The following is an 18502-nucleotide window of genomic DNA, read 5'->3' on the forward strand; positions in this document are numbered from 1 at the left end:
ATCCCACGCCGAAGCCGAGCCCGGTGAAGCCGACTCCCAAGCCGTCGCCCGAACCCCCGAAGCCCACGCCGCCCGCCGAGCGCGAATGGTGCATGCCGCTCGACTTCGGCGACTGGTTCGACGAGATGTTCGGCAGCAAGAAGATCTGCTGGTCCTGGGACTGGGACGAGAGGGACGACTGGGACCAGCGCGAGGACTGGAACAAGGGAGACGACTGGGACAAGGAGGACGGCTGGAACGGCAGGGACGACTGGGAGACCAACGAGCCCGACGACAGCGGCTGGTGGCCGTTCTAGCCCCCACCTCACCGCCGGACCCCGTCCACCCGCCACTCGTTGATCCGGGCCCGCCAGTCACGGGCGGCGGGCAGCGCCTCCCGCAGGGCGCTGACCGCCCGCTCGCGCCCGGAGACCTGTGACTCGTGCAGCCGCAGCAGCGGCAGGTGCGAGGAACGGGCCAGCAGGAACCGCTGGTTGACCACCGTCTCGGGCCGCCAGTGGTTCTTGTACGGCTCGCTGCCGCGCAGCAGGCTCAGCACACCCCGCCCCCGCGCGTGGGCGTGCTGGGCCTCGTGCCGCAGCAGCATGGTGACCACGTCCACCTTCCGGGCCCGCAGCTCCGGATCGGCCCCGTACAGGTAGCCGCCGGTCAGCCCCGCCGACAGCAGCGTCAGGCTGGCGGCGACCACCCGGCCCTCCAGCCGGAACTCCGTCAGCCGGGCGTCACCGGTCCGCACCATCCGCCGCGCGGCCCTGATCAGGTGCTCCGAGAACCGCGGCTTCACGTGCTCCGGGGTCACCCCGCGCCCCCGCCACTGCTCCTCGTGCAGCCGCAGCAGCGTGCGCACCGTCTCCGGCACCTCGTGCTCGGACACCTGGTGCTCCTCGATCCGCAGCGCGTCGATCTTGCGGACCTTGGCCCGGGTGCGCTGGGCGCCCGCCGACGGCATCCGCTTGACCAGGTCATCGAAGGAGAGCACCGGGAACTCCGCGCAGGACGAGTCGGGCAGCACCGCGTGCGCGCCGTCCCACTCCCGCACCACCCGCTCCACCGCGGCCCCCGGCCGCACCTCCCGCAGGTCCACCACCACCCCGCGCGCGGCCCGGTGCAGCCCCCGGGCCAGCGCGGGCACGACCTCCGCCGCGTGCGCGTCGTCCACCAGCACGTCGCAGTAGTCGGTGATGCCCCCGCCCAGCGGCACCAGCAGCGGCAGCGGCCGGTGCACCAGCATCAGCGGGGCCGCACCGACCAGCTCGCCGGCCCGCCGGACCAGCACGATCCGCAGGCGGCCCTCCCTGCCGTACGACAGCCACCAGGAGTGCAGCCAGGCGTGGCTCTGGAAGGGCGTCGCGGTGGGACAGGCGCGCAGCAGCCGGTTCCACTCGGCCTCCAGCGCCGCGAACTGGCGGGGGTCCCGGCACAGGGTCACCGACAGCTCCCGGAACCCCGGTGCGGCCGGGCCCCCCGGGGAGCCGGCCGTCATCGCACCGGCTCCTTCTCCTTCACCGCGGCGGCCGCGGCGGCCTCGGCGGCCCCGCCGTGGGCCGGGCCGGGCAGCGAGGTCACCCCGGTGACCTGCACCGGCGCCGCCTCCACGGCCGGCGCGGACCCGTCCCGGCGCCGCCCCCTGGGCCGGGTCAGCAGCACCAGGCCGCCGATCAGGCCGCCCGCGCACAGCCCCACCGCGGCACTGACCGTGGCCGACGGCGAGGCGGGCTCGGCCGGGGCGACGGCCTGGTTGAACAGCAGCAGCCGGACACCCGTGTTCTTGGCCGCCTGGTTGCTGCTCAGGGAGAGCGCGTCGGCCACCGCGTTGGCGATGTCGGCGGCCTCGGACGCCTTGCCGGAGGTGCCGGTGATCGCGATCATCGGCGACTCGGGCGAGGTCTCGGCGCGCACCCGGGTGCGCAGCTGCCGCGCCGGGATCCCGGCGCGCGGCTGCGCGTAGGCGAGGGTCGAGGCACTGGTCGCGATGCGCGCGTAGGCCTGGGCGAAGCCGAGGGCGGTGGCCGGCTCGGTGGTCTCGTCCGGGACGGCGACCACGTAGCTGGTGGCCGCGTACTCCGGGGCCTTGAGGACCCCGTACGCGCCGCCGGCGGCCAGGCCGAGGACGGCGCAGGCCGGCAGCGGCCACCACGCGGGCGGCGGGAGCAGGCGCCGGCGGGCTCTGCGGACGCGGCGGGACGGGCCGGCGGGCTCGTCGGCGTGCGTGGTCTTCCGGTCGTTCTTGGCGGTGCCGGGCTCGGCCATGTGCGTACTCACTTCTTCGAGGACGGTGTGGTCTTGGAGGTCTGCGAGGGGGACGGGGACTGCGGGACGTGCGGGGCCCGGGGGGCGTCCGGAAGCAGCGGGACGGGCGCGAGCACCTGCGCGTACACCCGGAGCAGGGCCTCGGCGCTGTTGGCGATGTCGTAGCGGTGCACGACGGGCGGCGCGGGCAGCCGCCGGCCGCCGGCCGCCGCGTGCTCGCGCAGCGCCGCCACCAGTTCGTCCACGCCGGGCCCGATGCGGCGGGCGCCGGGGGCCTGGGAGGCGGGCAGGTCGTCGATGGCCGGACAGGTCACGTGCAGCACGGGCAGCCCGGCGGCCAGCGCCTCGACCACCGCCAGCCCGAACGCCTCCTCACGGGAGGGCGAGACGAACACGTCCATCGCCGACAGCAGGGCCGGGACCCCGGGCGCACGGCCGTCGGGCCCGTCGCCCAGCGCGTCCCGCTCACCGAGCAGGTGCACGCGGTCGGCCGCGCCGAGCTCCGCGGCCAGGGCGCGCAGCGCGGCCCGCTCCGGCCCCTCCCCCGCGATCACCAGCCGTACGCCCGGCAGCGCGGCCACGGCCCGCACCAGTACGTCGAACCGCTTGCCCGGCACCAGCCGCCCGACCCCGCCCACCACGAAGGCGTCGTCCGGCAGTCCGGTACGGGCCCGGGCGGTGCGCCGCGCCTCCGGGTCGAAGCGGAACCGCACCGCCTCGATCCCGTTGGGCACGACGTGCAGCCGCGCCTCCGGCACGCCCCACCCGCGCAGCCGGGCGGCCACCGTGTCGGAGACGGCGACGGTCGCCCCGCCGAGGCGCTCGCTCGCCAGGTACAGCGCGCGCACCCCGCCGCTCAGCGGCCGACCCTCGATCTCCGCGTCGCCCAGGGAGTGTTCGGTCGCGACGGTGGCGCCCACCCCCGCGAGGCGGGCCGCCAGACGCCCGTACACGCACGCCCGGTACAGGTGGGTGTGCACCAGGTCGTACCGGCCCCGGCGGATGAACCGCACCAGCCGCGGCAGGGCCCGCAGGTCGCGGTTGCCGGTCATGCCGAGGTGCACCACCCGCACGCCGTCGGCCCGCAGTCCCTCGGCCACCGGCCCGTCGTTGGTCAGGGTGAGCACGTCGCAGCGCACCGGCAGGTGCCGCAGCAGCAGCCGCAGCTGCTGCTCCGCGCCGCCGATCCCGAGGCCGGTGATGATGTGCAGGGCCTTCACGAGGCGGCTCCCAGCAGGTACCTGGCGCGGTGGCGGAGCCGCTTGACCCGCAGCCGGGCGGCGCCGTCGGCCTGGCTGACGTGGGTGCGGGGCATGGCGTGCGCGCCGCACAGCCGGCCCGGGTCGATGGCCACGGCGTACGCGTACCCGGCGGCCCGGGCCGCCTCGACGACCCGGCGGTCGACGGTCCCGTACGGGTAGCAGAAGCCTTCGGGGGCGGTGCCGGTGATCTGACGGAGCGCCTCGCGGCTGCCGCCCAGCTCCTGCTCCAGCACGTCGTCCGGGGCGGCGGTGAGGTCTTGGTGGAGGAGCCCGTGCGAGCCGATCTCCTGGCCCGCCGCGGCGATCCGGCGCACGTCCTCGGCCGTGAGCAGCGGCTTGCGCGGGCCCAGCGGGTCCCAGACGTTGTCGGTGCCGAGCCGGCCGGGCAGCACGTAGACGGTCGCCGTGCACTCGTACCGGCGCAGCAGCGGCAGCGCCCCGCTGAGGAAGTCGGTGTACCCGTCGTCGAAGGTCAGCCCGACCAGCCCGGCGCCGTGCCCGGCCGCGCGGGCGGCCCGCAGTTCGGCGACGGAGACCCCCCGCAGCCCCCGCGAGCGCAGCCACAGCAGCTGCTCCTCCAGGGCGGTGGGCGTGACGGTGATCCCGTACGGGTCCTCGGCCGGGTCGGTGAACTCGGCGACCGAGTGGTACATCAGCACCCAGGGGGTCCTGGGTGCGTGCTTCGCGCGGGGGCGCGGCGCGGGGCGCGAGGCGCTGGGTGTCGCCGTGTCAGCGGACATGACGGAACCTCTGGGTGATCGTGGCGGGCAGGGCGTTGACGTCGAGGGCCCGTATGGCCATCCCGGCGGCGATGAACATGGCCGGCACCAGCACGCAGCCGAGGGCGGCGCTGAGCAGGGGGTTGGGGATCATCGGCCCGGCCAGCCAGCCGGTGAAACAGGCCGCGGCGGCCGCGACGGACAGCCGGCCGAGGCTGACCGCCACCCGGCGGACCTGGATGGCGATCACGCGCGAGCCGATGCCGTACAGCAGCAGGGCCGCGGTGGTGGAGATGCCCGCCGCGTTGGCCGCGGCGATGCCGTACGTGCCCCACCAGCCCACGGCGAAGGCCCCCGCCACGACGTTCACCCCGAGTCCCGCGGCCATCGCGGCCGCCGGGAACCACATCGGTCTGGCGGTGGAGAAGAACGGCCGGCTGAGCGCGCCGACCAGGCAGTGGCCCAGCAGTCCGATGCCGTAGACGCGCATCACGGCGGCCGTGGCGAGGGTGTCCTCGTGGGTGAACGCCCCGCGCTCGAACAGCACCTGGATGATCTGAGGCGCGTACCCGATGACGAGCGCGGTGCCCGTCAGCACGGCCAGGGAGGCCAGCGCGAGGTCCTGCTCGACGCGCCGCCTGGCCTTCTCCCGCTCGCCGCCGGCCATGGCCTGGGCGACGACGGGGAAGGTGACGGTGCAGATCATCAGGGACAGCACCATCGGCATCTGCGCGACCTTCTGCGCGTAGTTGAGGTGCGAGATGGCGCCGGGCGGCAGGGAGGCGGCGAGGAACCGCTCGACCAGCACCTGCGACTGCCGGGACACGGCGAAGAAGATGACCGGCGCGAGGGTGCCCAGGGCCAGCAGGGTGGGCCGGTCGCGGTCCCGCAGCGCCCGGTGGGCGCGGCCCGGGCGGGGGTTGCCGAAGCCCACGTGGCGTACGAACGCGGGGAGTTGGACGGCGACCATCAGCAGCCCGCCGACCGCGACCCCGGCCGCGGCGGCCCGGACGCCGAGCGTGGCGTGCAGGGTCAGCATCGTGCCGATGATGCCGACGTTGTACGCGACGTAGATCGCGGCCGGCGGCAGGAAGGACCGGTGGGCCCGCAGCCCGGCGCTGAAGTACCCGGCGATGCCGAAGGTCAGCACGGTCAGGGCGGTCAGCCGGGTGCACTGGACGGCGAGGTCCGGGTCGGGCAGGCCCGGCGCGAGCAGCCCCACGACGAGGGGCGCGGCGACCAGCAGTACGGCCGCCACGGCGGCCAGCGTGACGGCCAGCCGCGGCAGCGTGGCGCCGACCAGCAGCCGTACGGGGTCCTGGGCGCGCGCCTCCCGGCGCGTGAGCCCGGCCCGGGCGGCCGACCGGCGGGCCAGCGCGTGGCTGAACGCGGGCACCATGAGCAGGGCCATGGCGTCCTCGATCAACAGCGTGGAGGCCATCTCGGGGACGGTCCACGCGATGAGGAAGGCGTCGCTGTCGTGGCCGGCGCCGAAGAGGTGCGCGATGGTCTGGTCGCGCAGCAGCCCGAACACCGCCCCGGCCACGGTCAGTCCCGCGGTCACGGCGGCGGCCTTGGCGAGGAACCCGCCCAGCCGCGGCCCGCCGGGCGGCTCCCCCTGCACGTCGGTCCCCTCGGTCCCGGGCGGTCCCCCACCGGGCCCCGCGCCCCCGGGAAGCGTCCCTCGGCCGTCCGCGCCGAAACCACCCGGGGCGGCCGGACTTCCGGTGCCGTAGGCAGGGGGGAGCTCCGGGGGCAGGGCCCCCGGGAGCGGCGCCGCGGTTTCCGTCACGCGACCGCCGCGCCTTCGCGTGCGGGTGCGGGGACGCGCGCGCCGGAGGTGTCCCCGCCGCCCGCGCCGGTGCCGCCGGCCGCGGCGGAGCCGAGGGCCCACCAGGCCGCGAGGCCGATGATCACGCCGGTCAGCACGGTGGACGGGCCGCCGATGTCGGCGTACAGGAAGTCCGTCAGCTGCCACACCAGGAGGCCCATCGCCGCCAGCCCGCAGTCCCGCACCGGGCGGGACGCGCGGTCCGGCCGGAGTGCCCGGCGCAGCCCCGCGACCAGGAGCACCGCCCAGCCGCCCGCCAGTGCGGTCAGCCCGATGAGCCCCTGCTCGCTGAGCACCAGCAGGTACATGTTGTGCGGGGACAGCAGGGGCTGGCGGAGGTACGCCTGGCCCGCGCCCGCGGTGTCGCTGCCCGAGGACAGCCCCAGCGAGGAGTGGCCGTCGCGGTGCGCCGGAAAGCCCTTGAGCCCCACGCCGGCGGCGGGCCGCTCCTGCCACATGGACGTGGCGGCGGCCCACATCGTGTACCGGTCCGTCACCGACTGGTCCGGCGCCGAACTCACCTGGGTGATGCTGGTCAGCCGCTCGGCCATCATCTCGGAGCCGACTCCGAAGCCGCCCACCAGCACCACCCCGGCCGCGGCCAGGGCAGCCAGCGTCCTGAGCGCCCGCCGCACCCCGGCCAGCAGCATCACCACCGCGAGGGCGCCCGCGGTCGCGATCCACGCGCCCCGGCTGAAGGACAGCACCAGCGGCACCACCAGCGCGAGGGCGCTCACCGCCGCCGGACCGCGCAGCCTCCGCGGGGTGCCCGGGGCCAGCGCCAGCGCCGCCGCGATCACCAGCCCGTACGCGACCACCGTGGCCATGCCCATCACGTCGCCGGGACCGAAGGTGCCCACGGCCCTGATGTCCTCGCCCTGGTACGACGCGCCGGTGTGGGTGGCGTACTGCACCACCCCCACCGCGCCCTGCACCAGCGCCAGCACCACGAAGCACCCCGCGGCCAGCCGGAACTCCCGGGCGTCCCGTACGAGCAGCACGATCGCGCCCGGCACGAGCACGAAGACCTGGAGGTAGCGCACGAAGCCGGTCAGCGCCGCGTACGGGTCCCCGGCGGTGACCGTGGCGGCGGCGAGGCCGACGGCCGGCATGCCGAGCAGCAGTGCGCCCAGCGGGCTCAGCCGCCGCACCTCGCCCCGCAGGGCCTGCACGGCGCAGCAGAAGACGAGCAGCAGCGAGGCCGCGTCGGCCGGGGTGACCTTGCCGGAGGCCGTGGCGTCACCGGCCGGCAGCGGCACGACCAGCAGCAGCACGGTCGCGGCGAGCGGCAGCAGCGGCCAGTGGCGCCGGAGCAGTTCGGGAAGCCCCTGCGGGGCGTGGGGACTCCCCCCGGCGAGGAGGCCGGACGGGACGGCGGCGCCGCTCATGTCAGCTGCCCCCCAGCCGGAAGCGGAAGAAGGAGGCGGCGGTGCGGGCGAGGATCCACAGGTCCTGCCAGAGCGACCAGGTGTCGATGTAGTGGTTGTCGAAGCGGGCCCGGTCCTCGATGGAGGTGTCCCCGCGCAGGCCGTTGATCTGGGCGAGGCCGGTGATGCCGACCGGCATCCGGTGGCGGGCCTCGTAGCCGGGGTGGACGGTGCTGAACTTCGCGACGAAGAAGGGGCGTTCGGGGCGCGGGCCGACCAGGCTCATGTCACCGCGGACCACGTTCCACAACTGTGGCAGCTCGTCGAGCGAGGACTTGCGCAGCAGGCTGCCGACCCTGCTCATCCGGTTGTCGTTGGCAACGGTCCAGCGGGTGGCGGACTCGTGCTCGTCGGCGGGGCGCAGGGTGCGGAACTTCAGCAGGGTGAAGGGCCGCCCGTACAGCCCCACGCGCTCCTGCCGGAAGATCACGCCCGGGCCGTCGGCGAGGCGTACGGCGAGGGCGCACAGGCCCATCAGGGGTGCGGCGAAGACCAGCGCCACGGCCGCGAGCACGCCGTCGATCAGGCGCTTGACGGCCCGCTCGACGGGGCGGGCGGGGCGCGGCAGCAGCGGCTGCACGGAGAAGCCCCACAGGTGGTCGTGGGGCTCGGCGACGCGCATGCCGGTGACCTTGGCGGTGCCGGCGGGGTCGGCGAGCCAGAGCCGGCAGCCGTGGTCGCGGAAGAGCCGGACCAGGGCGGCGGTGCGCTCGTCGGCCTCCGGCGGACGGGTGAAGACGGCGTGCCGGACGGAGTTCTGGATCACGGCCCGGCGGACGTCCTCGTGGGTGCCGAGCACGGGCAGGGCGAGGGTGCCCGCGGGGTCGGGCTCCTGGGTGGGGTCGGCGAGGCCGACCGGCCGGAGCCCGTACTCGCGGCGGCCGTGCAGCGCGGCGGCCACCTGGCGGGCCCCGGCGGCGGGCCCCACGACGAGGGCGGAGCGGGGACGGCGTACGGCGGACCGGCGGCGCAGCTGGTGGACGAACCCGCGTCCCGCGCACGTCAGTACGACCTGAAGGCACACGGCGGCGGCGAGCGCGGCCCACCCCAGGGCCCGGCCGGGGTCGAGCGCCGCGGCGACGGCGGCCGCGCCGCACCAGACGGCGAGCGAGCGGCCGAGCAGCGCGGGCAGTTCGAGCAGGGCGGAGGGCGACAGCCGGGGCCGGTAGAGCCCGGCCTGCGCGTGCAGCGCGGCCAGCGCGAAGGCGATCGGGGCGGCCGCCTCGCGCGGCCAGTCGAGGCCGGGCAGGGCGCCCGCGGTGACGAGCGCGGCGACCGCGTCGGCGGTGAGCAGCGGGCCGGCGCCCTCGTGGCGGCGGTGCCGCTGGGGCCGTACGGCGGGCCGGGCCTCGTCCGCCTTGGGCCCGCGGGGCGGGTGGATGGAGGTCACCGAGCGGCGGACGGCCGTGGTCCCGGCGCCCTTCCGCCCGGTGTGTGGCGCGTGTGCGCTGTCCATCGTCATCGGCTGTTGCGCTCCTGGTTCGAGGGCCGGGGCAGGCCCAGCAGTTCGTGGTACAGGCCGGTGACCGCGGCCGTGGTCCGCCGCACGTCGAACTCCGTACGCGCGTGTTCCTGGGCCTGTCGCCCCAGTTCGTCGAGCAGCTCCGGTTCCGAGAGCAGCCGGCCCAGCGCCTTGGCCAGCGCCGTCGGGTCCTCCGGCGGTACCAGGCACAGGGGCGCCTGCCCGGGCGGCAGGCTCTCGCGGGCACCGCTGACGTCGGACACCACGACCGGCCGGCCGCAGGCCATTGCTTCGAGCGGGGCGAGCGCCATGCCCTCCCAGCGCGACGGCAATACAACGAGATCGGCGGCCCGAAGCCACGGCCTGATGTCGGCGGCCGCTCCCGCGAAGAGGACCCCGGAGGGGGCCGAATGGCGCAGCCGGGGTGCGTCGGGGCCGTCGCCCACGAGGACCAGGCGGGCGGTGGCGGCGGTCGCGGTGACCTCCGGCCAGGCCTTGAGCAGCAGGTCCTGGCCCTTCTGCTGGCACAGCCGGCCGACGCAGACCACGAGCGGGCCCTGGGGTGCGGACCGGGAGAGCAGGGGCAGCCCGGCGCGGGCGGCCGCCTTGTCCTCGCCCTCGCGCGGGCTGAAGTGTTCGAGGTCCACGCCGTTGCGGATCACGGCCCAGCGGGCGGCGATGCCGGCCGACTCCCCGGCGCGCCGTTCGGCCTCGCTGACGCAGAGCACCCGGTCGGCCCAGCGGGCGGCGAGCCGCTCCCAGCGCAGGGCGAGCGCGGCGGTGGTGCCGCCGACGGCGTCGAAGGACCAGGCGTGCGGCTGGAAGAGGGTGGGCACGGAGCCGCGTACGGCCAGCCGGCCGGCCAGACCCGCCTTGGCGCTGTGCGCGTGCAGCAGGTCGGGACGCACCCGGCCGACCACCCGGGCGGCCGCCAGGGCCTCGGAGGCGAGGGCGGGGCCGGGGGCGCGGCCGGCACGCCAGGTGAGGACCTCGGCGCCCGCCTCGCGCGCGCCGTCGGCGAGCGTCCCGCCGGGCGGGCAGGCGACGACGCTCCGCAGGCCGCCCCGGATCTGGGCGCGGACCAGGTCGGTGACGACCCGGGCCACTCCGCCCTCCACGGGCTGGACGAGGTGGAGGACCGTCGGCGCGGGGCCGGCGGTCGCGGTGTCTGACTGCACGTGGAGTGATCTCCGTACGTTTCAGCGGCGCGCGTCTGCCTGTACGAAGAGCACGCCGAGGAAATGACCCTGGTTTTCCGCCTCGAACCTGAACTTCAGGCTTCGGGCGCCTTCGGACAGCGCGGGGCCGAGATCGAACACGTCCGCGTCATATCCGAGATTGTTCACATGTTCGGGCTGTCGCCTGGAAGAGGGGCGGCCGAATTCTGTGATCGTAGAATTCATCACATCGTTGAAGGGGTTTTCGGCATCGCTGAGGTTCAGCCTGCGCCCGCTGTCCGCCGTCACGGTCAGTGAGTCGCCGAGCGCCCCGCGGTCCCCGTCGTACCCGACCACCCCGGCCCGGCCGGCCCCGCGGGCCGGCACCTCGAACCCGGTCAGCTCGACCGTCCGCCCGGTGTCCCGGGCCCCGTCGGCGTCCGCGTCCTCACCGCCCCGCAGGGCCGCGAAGCCGTCCCACAGGGACAGCTGGCGCAGCGGCTCGTCCGGCTTCTCGTACGCCGCCACGAGCGTCCAGCCGCCCCAGGCACCCACGTCCGAGTGCCCCTTGGCGATGTTCAGCTGCGCCACCGTCCACATCCCCCCGCCGAACTTCCGGACGAGCGGGGTGATGTCCGCGGAGGCCTGGTAGGCGTCGCTGCCGTCGGCGTCGCGGTGCGCGATCCGGGTGTCCGCCAGCACGTCCTTGTACGAGCCGCCCGGCTCGGCCACCAGCACGCGGCCGTTGTCCTCCGGGGGCTTCTGCTCACCGACCCGCAGGTTCCCGCCCCAGTAGAGCCGGGCGTACGTGATCCGGGCCCCCTTCGGCACCACCAGCTCGGCCCGGGTCGAGTTGTACGTGTTCGGGTCCCGGTCGAGGTCGCTGTAGAGCATCTCGAAGTCCCCGTTCACCCCCGCCGCTCCGCGCTTGACGTCCCCGCACGGCTGCGCCTCGGCATCGGCCCGCTTCTCGCAGCTGATGCCGGAGTTGGACGCCCGTGCGAACCCGCCGTGCTGCACGGCCTGGTAACGCTGCGTGAAAGGAATCTCCGGCAATTCCCTGACGGCCGAGGAGGCGCCGGCAGCTGGAAGGGACATCGAAAGTCCCAGGCCGGAGAGCACACCGAGGGTGCGGAAGGCCTTGCGCCCAGTCGACTTCGAAGCCTCCGGCATGACCAGGTCTCCCATTTCCGATCAAGGCGTCAAAACAGGAGTGCACTTTGTCAGAAACCCAGCTGGAAATCACGTCGGACTCGCTCGTACGGCCTTTTGGGCGAAGGTGCGCACCCTTGCCGTCCGGTGCTCGTTATGCGGGTGCACCACGTTCGAACAGAAAGGGAAATCCGAGATGAAGAAGACGCTGATCCGCACCACCACGACGGCGGTCGCGGGTGCTGCCGTGCTGATGGGCGGCGCCGGCATCGCCGCCGCCCACGGCAAGGACGGCAGCGGCGCCTCCGCGGCCGGCTACGCCGCCGAGTCCCCGGGCGTCCTCTCCGGGAACCTGGTCCAGGTCCCCGTCCACGTCCCGGTCAACCTGTGCGGGAACACGGCGAACCTGATCGCCCTGCTGAACCCGTCCTTCGGCAACACCTGCATCAACGCGTAGGGCCGCCAGGGGCCCGTTCGGGTGAAGGCTCGCAACCCAAACCTGGGAAGGGCCGTTGATCCGGATGCTCCTGTACCGGGCAATCCTCAGAAAAGGGATGACAGTGATCAAGAAGATGATGGCCACGGCAGCGGTCGCGGCTTCGGTCGTGGGCGCCGGCGCGGCGATGGCCCCGCAGGCGATGGCGATCGGCAACGACAACGGCGTCACCACCGTCAACGGCAACCACGCCTCCCAGGTCTACGGCAACCAGGCCACCTACGGCGCCATGAGCCCGCAGATGGCGCTGATCCAGGGCTCGCTCAACAAGCCCTGCGTGGCCCTGCCGGTCAAGGGCAACGTCCAGTCCGTCGCCGCGCTGCTCAACGTCGGTGTCCAGGACATCCCGATCCTGTCCGCCCCGCAGACCCAGCAGTGCACCGAGAACTCCACCCAGGCGAAGGGCGACGAGCCGCTCTCGCACATCCTGGACGACATCTCGGCGCTCTCCGGCAACGGCGCGGTCAACAGCTAGTCGGGACCGCCCAGTGCCACGGGGCCGCCGCACCTTCGGGTCGCGGCGGCCTCGTCGTCTGCAGGGCGGGAAATCATGCGCCAATTCGGCCGGAAATACCTGACCAAATTCCGGCGCCGACTTTCCCCGACGGCAACGGAGTGAAATCGGAAGAGCCACTCCCGGATTTTCGGTTTCCTTTCCCCGGACGGCTCGTTGTTCAACTCGCAGCGGTGTTGAAGAACAGAAATCTGTGCACGCAGCGCGAGGGTCGTGCATGCGGCGGAACACCCCTGCGGGAAGGATCGAAAATGAAGTACACGAAGACCTTCGCCGTCACCGCCGGCGTCCTGATCGCCGCCGGTGCCGCCACCCCCGCCATGGCCGACTCCGAGGCCTACGGCAAGGCCGTGGGCTCCCCCGGTGTCGGCTCCGGAAACAACGTCCAGGTGCCGATCAACATCCCGATCAACATCTGCGGCAACTCGGTGAACGTGATCGGCCTGCTGAACCCCGCGTTCGGCAACGTCTGCGTCAACCGCTGACGCGCGAAGCGTCCTCGCCCGCCAGGGCAAACCTCCTCGGGGTGGCCCCGGAGTGCACGGCGGTGCACTCCGGGGCCACCTTGACTTACTCCGCACCGGCGGCGAGCGCCGGTAGACAGGGAAGGACCCATGCGACAGGTACTGAGCCGACAAGTACTGAGCAAGGGCGTACTCACCGCCGCGGCGGCGTCGAGCCTGCTGTCCCTAGGCGCCGGCGCCGCCTACGCGCACCCGGGCGCGACCGCCGAGGCCTCGCACTCCCCGGGCGTACTGTCCGGCAACAGCGTCTCGGTACCGCTGACCGTCAGTCCGAACCTCTGCGGCAACTCGGCGGACGCGGCCTCGGCGCTCAACCCCTCGATGGGCAACCACTGCGAGACCGGCGCCTCCCACGAGCAACACCACCACTACTACGGCGGCGGCTCGTACGGGGGCGGGTACGACTACGAGCGGTACCTGGAGCCGGAGGCGCGCGACTACGAGCGCTACCTCCGCCCCTCGCCCGAGCGGCACGAGCCGCAGCACGCGCGGCCCGGTGCCGGTCCCGGCCGCGAGGACCACCGGCCCGGCCCCGGCACGGGCAAGCACCGCAAGCCCGCCCCGGCCCCCCAGGCCGGCCACGGGCACGAGCACGGGCCCGGGTACGGCGCCCCCGAGGAGGAGTGCGACGAGGAGCACGGCACCCCGCCCGCGCACCAGGCACCCCCGCGGCCGGAGCCCGAGCACAAGCCCGAGCCGAAGCCGCAGCCCAAGCCGGCTCCCGTCCCGGAGACCGTTCCCGAGCAGGCCGTCCCCGCCCCGCCCCCGGTCGTACCGCCGGCCCCCGCGCCGGAGGCGAAGCCCGAGCCCAGGCCGGAGGCCCAGCCCGCACCGAAGCCGGAGCCGAAGCCCGAGCACAAGCCCGAGCCCAGGCCGGAGCCCAAGCCCGAGCCGGTCCACGAGGCGAAGCCACTGCCGGCCCCCGCCCCGGTCGAGGTGCCCGAGCCGCGTCCCCGCCGCGGCCACCAGGAAGAGGTCCCCGCCCCGGCGCCCGTCGTCGTCCCTCCGGCGGCACCCGCTCCCGCGCCGGCGCCCGCGCCCGTCCCCGCGCCCCCGGCGGCGCCCGCCCCCGTCGCCGAGGTCCCGGCGCCCGCCCCGGCCGTGGACGTCCCCCGGGCCGACCAGCCCCCCTCGGCCCCCGAGGAGGACCGCCCGGTCGACCTGACCCCGGCGCCCGCACCCCACGAGGCGGCCCCGGCTCCCGCTCCGGCCCCCGAGTCCGTCCCGGCGGCGCCCGCCCGCCAGGTCCCCGTCCTCGCGGCGACCGGAGCGACCGGAGCGACCATCCCCGCGGCCGCCCTCAGCGCGGGGCTGCTGCTCGGCGGGGCCGTCCTGTACCGGCGCTCCCGAATCGCCTGACCGGGCATTCGGCCGCAGCTTGGCCGGTAATCGAAAAAGGTGAATAAACATCGGCCGGAGAATCCGTCAGGATTCTCCGGCCGATCACTTGTCCGAGCGGCCGCGCAAGAAAGCGGTGGACGCGGAGTTTCCGCAGCCGCGAGGAATCGTTGTGCATGACGGAAGTGGCGCGACGGTCGCCGCTGGAGAAAGGGATCCCAAATGAAGTTCTCGAAGGTCGCCGCTGTCGTCGCCGGTTCCGTGGCCGCACTCGGTGCCGTCACCCCCGCGTTCGCCGCCGACGACATGCAGCCCATGAGCCTGAACGGCGGGGCGATGGACGCGGTCGCCGCGACCGCGCCGCTGTCGGAGAACCTCCCGCTGCACCTCGAGAACGCGCTGGAGGAGCAGGGCTCCGCGCTGCACTCCACCGTCGAAGCGGCCGAGGGCGTCAACCACCTCCGCAACCACGCTCCGGACAAGGTCCTGGGGGCCCTGACCAGCGCGACCGAGACCGCCCCTGTCGCGCCCCAGCTGCTCGGCGGTCTGAACATCAACCACGGTTGAGCCGGGCGACGTTCGCGCCGCCCCACCGCACCGCCCGTGCCGCCGACTCCCGCGGCGCGGGCGGTTTCGTGTAGGTACGCAACCGCGCACGCGTCTCCGCCCGCACGCCCCGCCCTCCCCGCACTCCCCCGCGCGCCTTCCGGAGCACCCCCGTCGCCCCGGAAAACGCTCGTGGCGCCCCCGGCCGGAGCCGGGGGCGCCACTGAGAACGCGGTGCGGGCGTCAGTCGTTGATGCAGTGGTTGCCGAACGCGGGGTTCAGCAGGGCGATCACGTTGACGGTGTTGCCGCAGACGTTGACCGGGACGTGCACCGGAACCTGGACCAGGTTGCCGGACAGAACGCCGGGGGAGCCCACGGCGGCGCCCTCCGCCGAGGAGTCGGCGACGGCGGAGCCGGCGGCCGCGCCCGCGGCGAGACCGGCGGTGGCCAGGACCAGGGCGGCCTTCTTGGCAGAGTTCATGGGAAGTGCACCTTCTGTTCGATGATCTGCCCCGATCCGGGGCTCACAACGAGGGGAACGGCGCACCGGCCAGGACGACACGGCCGGGAGGGAAACTCACCCTGTTCAGCCCAATAGTCAGCTCACGGGAGCTTGAGGTCGGGCACCGCGGGCAGTTGCACGGGCGCCACCGCCGGGGGCTCCAGCGGGACGGCCGGAGGTTCCAGCGGTACGGCCGGGGGCTCCAGCGGTACGGCCGGGGGCTCCAGCGGGACCTTCGGGGGGTCCACCGGGAGCTCGACGGGCGGGAGCTTGGGCAGCTCGATGGGCAACTCGATCGGCGGGAGCTTCGGCAGCTCGAGCGGCGGCAGCTTGGGCAGCTCGATGGGCGGCAGCTTGATGCCGCCCAGCAGGCCGGTCAGCGAGCCGAGCAGGCCGTTGAGCGTGGCGGACAGACCCGCGAGCAGGTCGTCGATCGGGCCCGCCTGTACGGCGGCTGCCCGGTCCTCGACCTCCTCGCGCACGGACTGGACGGCGGCGACGCGTTGCCGCAGCTCCGCGTCGTCGTCGCGGACCAGCGCGCTCGCGGGTGCGGCCGCGCCGAACAGCAGGGCGGCGCTCAGCGCGGCCGGGACGAGGACGCGGGGCGCCTTCTTGGGATGCATGGAACTTCCTTCGGTGGGGTGCGAAGACCGGGACAACCCCCCTCGTCCACCGTGGGATCGGCGTCCACACCGCGCAACGCCCGCGGGCCGTTTGAGTGAAGCAGCGGAACCAACCCCCAGGAGGGGCAGTTGACCAGGACGCTCCATTAGCGGGCACTCGTGCGACAAAAGGACCAATCACATGCTCAAGAAGATTATGGCCACTGCCGCGGTCACCGCCTCCGTGATCGGCACGGGCGCCGCCCTGGCTCCGCAGGCCCTGGCCATCGGCAACGACAACGGCACCACCACCTTCAACGGCAACGGCGCCTCGCAGGTCTACGGCAACCAGAAGACCCACGGCGACATGAGCCCGCAGCTCGGCCTGGTCCAGGGCACCCTGAACAAGCCCTGCGTCGGCATCCCGGCCAAGGTCAACGCCCAGTCGATCCTCGCCCTGGTCAACGTCGGCGTCCAGGACATCCCGGTCCTGTCCGCGCCGCAGACCCAGCAGTGCACCGAGAACTCCACCCAGGCGAAGGGCGACGAGCCGCTCTCGCACATCCTGGACGACATCTCGGCGCTCTCCGGCAACGGTGCCGTCGGCAGCTGACCCCGCTCCTCCTTCCGTCCGGGCTGACGCCCGTGGAGCGATGTGACGAGACCCCCGGCAGCCTCCAGCTGCCGGGGGTCTCGTCGTGAACGGCCGCGCCCCTCGCGGGAGTACGGGCCCGGTACGGGGGACCGGGCCCGTAAGCCGTCAGCTCGTCCAGAACTCCCACCAGCGGGTCAGCACCAGCATCCCGATCACCCCGACGTGCAGCACCGGCGGCAGCCAGGCGAACTCCGCCGCGGCCGCCCGTACCGGGGCCGGCACCGGCAGCACCCCGGCCCGTACGTTGCGCGCGGTGGTGGCCCAGAACATCAGGAGCGTCGCGACCCAGGCCAGGCAGCACCACAGGCACAGCGCGTTGATCCGGTACAGGGACTGGAACATCAGCCAGGAGCAGAAGGCGACGCCGAACAGCTGGCCGGCGTTGAGGCCGAGCCAGAACCAGCCGCGGTACCGGGCCCCGGCCAGCAGGCCCGCGCCCACGCAGACCACGACCCCGTAGGCCACCAGGCCCAGCATGGGGTTGGGGAAGCCGAACACGGCGGCCTGGTCGCTCTTCATGACGCTGCCGCAGGAGACCACCGGGTTGAGGCTGCACCCCGGCGTGAAGTTCGGGTCCTCCAGGAGGAGGAACTTGTCCAGCGTGATCACCCAGGAGGCCAGCAGGCCGGCCGCGCCCGTGATCGCCAGCAGCCAGGCCGTTCCCCGGTCGGAACCGGCCCGTTCGGACTCTCGTTGACCGTGCGACCGCCCCTGCTGCCGGGGGATGGTGTCGCCCGCTACGTTCGTTGCCATGCCCGCCATACTCCCGCATTCCCGGACAGACGCGGGCTAACGTCGCGTCCTGGTACGCAAGTTGACGAGAACTGGTACTGATGACGCATGGACCGAGTAGACGCTCTGACCGATGTGACCGGGCTGCGGGTGGGGCACGCGCGGCTGCCCGGGGACGGCGCCCTGACGGGCACCACGGTGGTGCTCGCGCCCGAGGGCGGCGCCGTGGCCGCGGTGGACGTGCGCGGGGGCGGCCCCGGCACCAAGGAGACCGACGCGCTGGACCCGCTCAACCTGGTCTCCCGGGTCGACGCGGTGGTGCTGACCGGCGGGAGCGCGTACGGGCTCGACGCCGTGTCGGGGGTGATGGCCTGGCTGGAGGAGCGGGGCCGCGGGGTCCGGGTCGGCCCCGACCCCTCGCAGGTGGTGCCGGTGGTGCCGGCCGCCGCGCTCTTCGACCTCGGGCGCGGCGGCGACTGGCGGGCCCGGCCGGACGCCGCGGTGGGGCGGGCTGCGGTGGAGGCCGCGGCCGCCTCGGAGCCCGGCTCGCCGGTGGCGCAGGGCTCGGTGGGCGCGGGGACCGGGGCGGTGGCCGGCGGCCTCAGGGGCGGGGTGGGCACGGCGAGCGTGCGGCTGGACTCCGGGGTGACCGTGGGGGCGCTGGTGGTCGTGAACGCGGCGGGCTCGGTCGTCGACCCGCTCACCGGGGTGCTGTACGGGCGGATGCTGGAGGGCAGGACCGCGTACCCGGCGGACCCCGTGCACGAGGCGGCGCTGGAGCGGCTGGCGGCGGCGAAGGCGGCGACCTCGGAGCGCGCGGCCGGCTACGTACGGCCGCCGCTCAACACCACCCTGGCCGTGGTCGGCACGGACGCGGCGCTGACCAAGGCGCAGGCGCGGAAGCTGGCGGGCACCTCGCACGACGGGCTGGCGCGTGCGGTGCGGCCGGTCCACCTGATGAACGACGGGGACACCGTCTTCGCCCTGTCGGCGGGTGAGCGGGAGGTGCCGGGCGTGGAGGAGTTCAACGCGGTGCTGGCGGCCGGCGCGGACGCGGTGACGCGGGCGGTGGTGCGGGCGGTGCTGCACGCGGAGGGCGTGGACGGCCCCGGGGGCGTGTTCCCCTCGTACCGCGACCTGTACTGACCTGCACCGGCCCCCGGGGTCCGGGGCCCTGCCCGGGCCCGGGCAGGGCCCCGGCGGACGCCTCGGGTTGCGGGGTTCCGATCGGGCCGACCCCCGGGAACCTGCCGTGGATGCCGTACGTCTTTCCATAACCCGGGCGCGATGTCAGACCCAGGGGCTACGTTGAGCGTCCGCGAAGTGACAAG

19 protein-coding genes are annotated in these 18502 nt (G+C 74.4%); 7 read left to right on the plus strand and 12 right to left on the minus strand.

Annotated features, from left to right (window positions below; translation table 11 throughout):
• Window positions 1–304 precede the first annotated feature (304 nt).
• The 9 genes from ACIQUQ_RS13805 to ACIQUQ_RS13845 are packed head-to-tail and all read right to left on the minus strand — an operon-like array spanning window position 305 to window position 11281.
• The gene (locus ACIQUQ_RS13805) at window positions 305–1483 is read right to left on the minus strand and encodes a GNAT family N-acetyltransferase (RefSeq protein ID WP_403974954.1); all 1179 of its coding nucleotides are present in this window, start codon (window positions 1481–1483) and stop codon (window positions 305–307) included.
• On the minus strand, window positions 1480–2250 hold the full coding sequence (locus ACIQUQ_RS13810) for a lipopolysaccharide biosynthesis protein (RefSeq protein ID WP_403974956.1): 771 nt from the start codon (window positions 2248–2250) through the stop codon (window positions 1480–1482). Before ACIQUQ_RS13810 ends, ACIQUQ_RS13805 begins: the two co-directional genes overlap by 4 nt.
• An 8-nt stretch (window positions 2251–2258) precedes the next feature.
• The gene (locus tag ACIQUQ_RS13815; protein ID WP_403974959.1) at window positions 2259–3470 is read right to left on the minus strand and encodes a glycosyltransferase; all 1212 of its coding nucleotides are present in this window, start codon (window positions 3468–3470) and stop codon (window positions 2259–2261) included.
• Window positions 3467–4252, minus strand: coding sequence for a polysaccharide deacetylase family protein (locus tag ACIQUQ_RS13820; RefSeq protein WP_403974961.1), 786 nt, complete (start codon window positions 4250–4252; stop codon window positions 3467–3469). The genes ACIQUQ_RS13815 and ACIQUQ_RS13820 overlap by 4 nt, the downstream gene beginning before the upstream one ends.
• Window positions 4242–6023 carry a murein biosynthesis integral membrane protein MurJ gene (gene murJ / locus ACIQUQ_RS13825; protein ID WP_403974963.1) on the minus strand — a complete coding sequence of 594 codons (1782 nt, stop codon included), beginning with the start codon at window positions 6021–6023 and terminating at the stop codon, window positions 4242–4244. Before murJ ends, ACIQUQ_RS13820 begins: the two co-directional genes overlap by 11 nt.
• Complete coding sequence (locus ACIQUQ_RS13830; RefSeq protein ID WP_403974965.1) at window positions 6020–7450, minus strand: O-antigen ligase family protein; 1431 nt, start codon at window positions 7448–7450, stop codon at window positions 6020–6022. Before ACIQUQ_RS13830 ends, murJ begins: the two co-directional genes overlap by 4 nt.
• Before the next feature lies 1 nt (window position 7451).
• Window positions 7452–8951, minus strand: coding sequence for an exopolysaccharide biosynthesis polyprenyl glycosylphosphotransferase (locus ACIQUQ_RS13835; RefSeq protein ID WP_403974968.1), 1500 nt, complete (start codon window positions 8949–8951; stop codon window positions 7452–7454).
• Complete coding sequence (locus ACIQUQ_RS13840; protein ID WP_403974971.1) at window positions 8948–10129, minus strand: glycosyltransferase; 1182 nt, start codon at window positions 10127–10129, stop codon at window positions 8948–8950. The genes ACIQUQ_RS13835 and ACIQUQ_RS13840 overlap by 4 nt, the downstream gene beginning before the upstream one ends.
• 21 nt (window positions 10130–10150) lie before the next feature.
• Entirely contained in the window at window positions 10151–11281 is a 1131-nt protein-coding gene (locus tag ACIQUQ_RS13845) for a DUF3344 domain-containing protein (protein WP_403974974.1), read from the minus strand.
• A 175-nt stretch (window positions 11282–11456) separates the two neighbouring features.
• Between ACIQUQ_RS13845 and ACIQUQ_RS13850 the strand changes: the two genes are divergently transcribed.
• The 5 genes from ACIQUQ_RS13850 (at window position 11457) to ACIQUQ_RS13870 (ending at window position 14699) form a co-directional block, all read left to right on the plus strand.
• Complete coding sequence (locus ACIQUQ_RS13850) at window positions 11457–11717, plus strand: chaplin (protein WP_403974977.1); 261 nt, start codon at window positions 11457–11459, stop codon at window positions 11715–11717.
• A 103-nt stretch (window positions 11718–11820) separates the two neighbouring features.
• Window positions 11821–12231 carry a rodlin gene (locus tag ACIQUQ_RS13855; protein WP_403975137.1) on the plus strand — a complete coding sequence of 137 codons (411 nt, stop codon included), beginning with the start codon at window positions 11821–11823 and terminating at the stop codon, window positions 12229–12231.
• 290 nt (window positions 12232–12521) lie between these two features.
• Complete coding sequence (locus ACIQUQ_RS13860) at window positions 12522–12755, plus strand: chaplin (RefSeq protein ID WP_403974979.1); 234 nt, start codon at window positions 12522–12524, stop codon at window positions 12753–12755.
• Window positions 12756–12884: 129 nt separating this feature from the next.
• Window positions 12885–14153 carry a chaplin gene (locus tag ACIQUQ_RS13865; RefSeq protein WP_403974982.1) on the plus strand — a complete coding sequence of 423 codons (1269 nt, stop codon included), beginning with the start codon at window positions 12885–12887 and terminating at the stop codon, window positions 14151–14153.
• 201 nt (window positions 14154–14354) lie between these two features.
• Complete coding sequence (locus tag ACIQUQ_RS13870; RefSeq protein WP_403974985.1) at window positions 14355–14699, plus strand: hypothetical protein; 345 nt, start codon at window positions 14355–14357, stop codon at window positions 14697–14699.
• Window positions 14700–14921: 222 nt separating this feature from the next.
• On the opposite strand, the gene ACIQUQ_RS13875 is transcribed toward ACIQUQ_RS13870, so the two are convergent.
• Both ACIQUQ_RS13875 and ACIQUQ_RS13880 read right to left on the minus strand, forming a co-directional pair.
• The gene (locus ACIQUQ_RS13875; RefSeq protein WP_403659048.1) at window positions 14922–15161 is read right to left on the minus strand and encodes a chaplin; all 240 of its coding nucleotides are present in this window, start codon (window positions 15159–15161) and stop codon (window positions 14922–14924) included.
• A gap of 122 nt (window positions 15162–15283) precedes the next feature.
• Window positions 15284–15805 (minus strand): hypothetical protein, encoded by a 522-nt coding sequence (locus ACIQUQ_RS13880; protein WP_403974988.1) that lies wholly within the window; start codon window positions 15803–15805, stop codon window positions 15284–15286.
• 181 nt (window positions 15806–15986) lie between these two features.
• On the opposite strand from ACIQUQ_RS13880, the gene ACIQUQ_RS13885 reads away from it, so the two are divergent.
• Window positions 15987–16397, plus strand: a complete 411-nt coding sequence (locus tag ACIQUQ_RS13885; RefSeq protein ID WP_403974991.1) for a rodlin — start codon at window positions 15987–15989, stop codon at window positions 16395–16397.
• A gap of 147 nt (window positions 16398–16544) precedes the next feature.
• On the opposite strand, the gene ACIQUQ_RS13890 is transcribed toward ACIQUQ_RS13885, so the two are convergent.
• Window positions 16545–17201, minus strand: coding sequence for a vitamin K epoxide reductase family protein (locus ACIQUQ_RS13890; RefSeq protein WP_403974994.1), 657 nt, complete (start codon window positions 17199–17201; stop codon window positions 16545–16547).
• 78 nt (window positions 17202–17279) lie between these two features.
• On the opposite strand from ACIQUQ_RS13890, the gene ACIQUQ_RS13895 reads away from it, so the two are divergent.
• Window positions 17280–18317: a P1 family peptidase gene (locus ACIQUQ_RS13895; protein ID WP_403974996.1), complete on the plus strand. Its 1038-nt coding sequence runs from the start codon at window positions 17280–17282 to the stop codon at window positions 18315–18317.
• Window positions 18318–18502: the final 185 nt, after the last annotated feature.

Source organism: Streptomyces sp. NPDC101118, assembly GCF_044759445.1.
Taxonomy (GTDB): Bacteria; Actinomycetota; Actinomycetes; order Streptomycetales; family Streptomycetaceae; genus Streptomyces.

Excerpts from the sequence above, each read along its gene's own strand:
- ACIQUQ_RS13805 (WP_403974954.1), bottom strand. The coding sequence starts at position 1,483 with ATGACGGCCGGCTCCCCGGGGGGCCCGGCCGCACCGGGGTTCCGGGAG.
- ACIQUQ_RS13810 (WP_403974956.1), bottom strand. The coding sequence starts at position 2,250 with ATGGCCGAGCCCGGCACCGCCAAGAACGACCGGAAGACCACGCACGCC.
- ACIQUQ_RS13820 (WP_403974961.1), bottom strand. The coding sequence starts at position 4,252 with ATGTCCGCTGACACGGCGACACCCAGCGCCTCGCGCCCCGCGCCGCGC.
- ACIQUQ_RS13830 (WP_403974965.1), bottom strand. The coding sequence starts at position 7,450 with ATGAGCGGCGCCGCCGTCCCGTCCGGCCTCCTCGCCGGGGGGAGTCCC.
- ACIQUQ_RS13835 (WP_403974968.1), bottom strand. The coding sequence starts at position 8,951 with ATGACGATGGACAGCGCACACGCGCCACACACCGGGCGGAAGGGCGCC.
- ACIQUQ_RS13845 (WP_403974974.1), bottom strand. The coding sequence starts at position 11,281 with ATGCCGGAGGCTTCGAAGTCGACTGGGCGCAAGGCCTTCCGCACCCTC.
- ACIQUQ_RS13850 (WP_403974977.1), top strand. The coding sequence starts at position 11,457 with ATGAAGAAGACGCTGATCCGCACCACCACGACGGCGGTCGCGGGTGCT.
- ACIQUQ_RS13860 (WP_403974979.1), top strand. The coding sequence starts at position 12,522 with ATGAAGTACACGAAGACCTTCGCCGTCACCGCCGGCGTCCTGATCGCC.
- ACIQUQ_RS13865 (WP_403974982.1), top strand. The coding sequence starts at position 12,885 with ATGCGACAGGTACTGAGCCGACAAGTACTGAGCAAGGGCGTACTCACC.
- ACIQUQ_RS13870 (WP_403974985.1), top strand. The coding sequence starts at position 14,355 with ATGAAGTTCTCGAAGGTCGCCGCTGTCGTCGCCGGTTCCGTGGCCGCA.
- ACIQUQ_RS13875 (WP_403659048.1), bottom strand. The coding sequence starts at position 15,161 with ATGAACTCTGCCAAGAAGGCCGCCCTGGTCCTGGCCACCGCCGGTCTC.
- ACIQUQ_RS13880 (WP_403974988.1), bottom strand. The coding sequence starts at position 15,805 with ATGCATCCCAAGAAGGCGCCCCGCGTCCTCGTCCCGGCCGCGCTGAGC.
- ACIQUQ_RS13885 (WP_403974991.1), top strand. The coding sequence starts at position 15,987 with ATGCTCAAGAAGATTATGGCCACTGCCGCGGTCACCGCCTCCGTGATC.
- ACIQUQ_RS13890 (WP_403974994.1), bottom strand. The coding sequence starts at position 17,201 with ATGGCGGGCATGGCAACGAACGTAGCGGGCGACACCATCCCCCGGCAG.
- ACIQUQ_RS13895 (WP_403974996.1), top strand. The coding sequence starts at position 17,280 with ATGGACCGAGTAGACGCTCTGACCGATGTGACCGGGCTGCGGGTGGGG.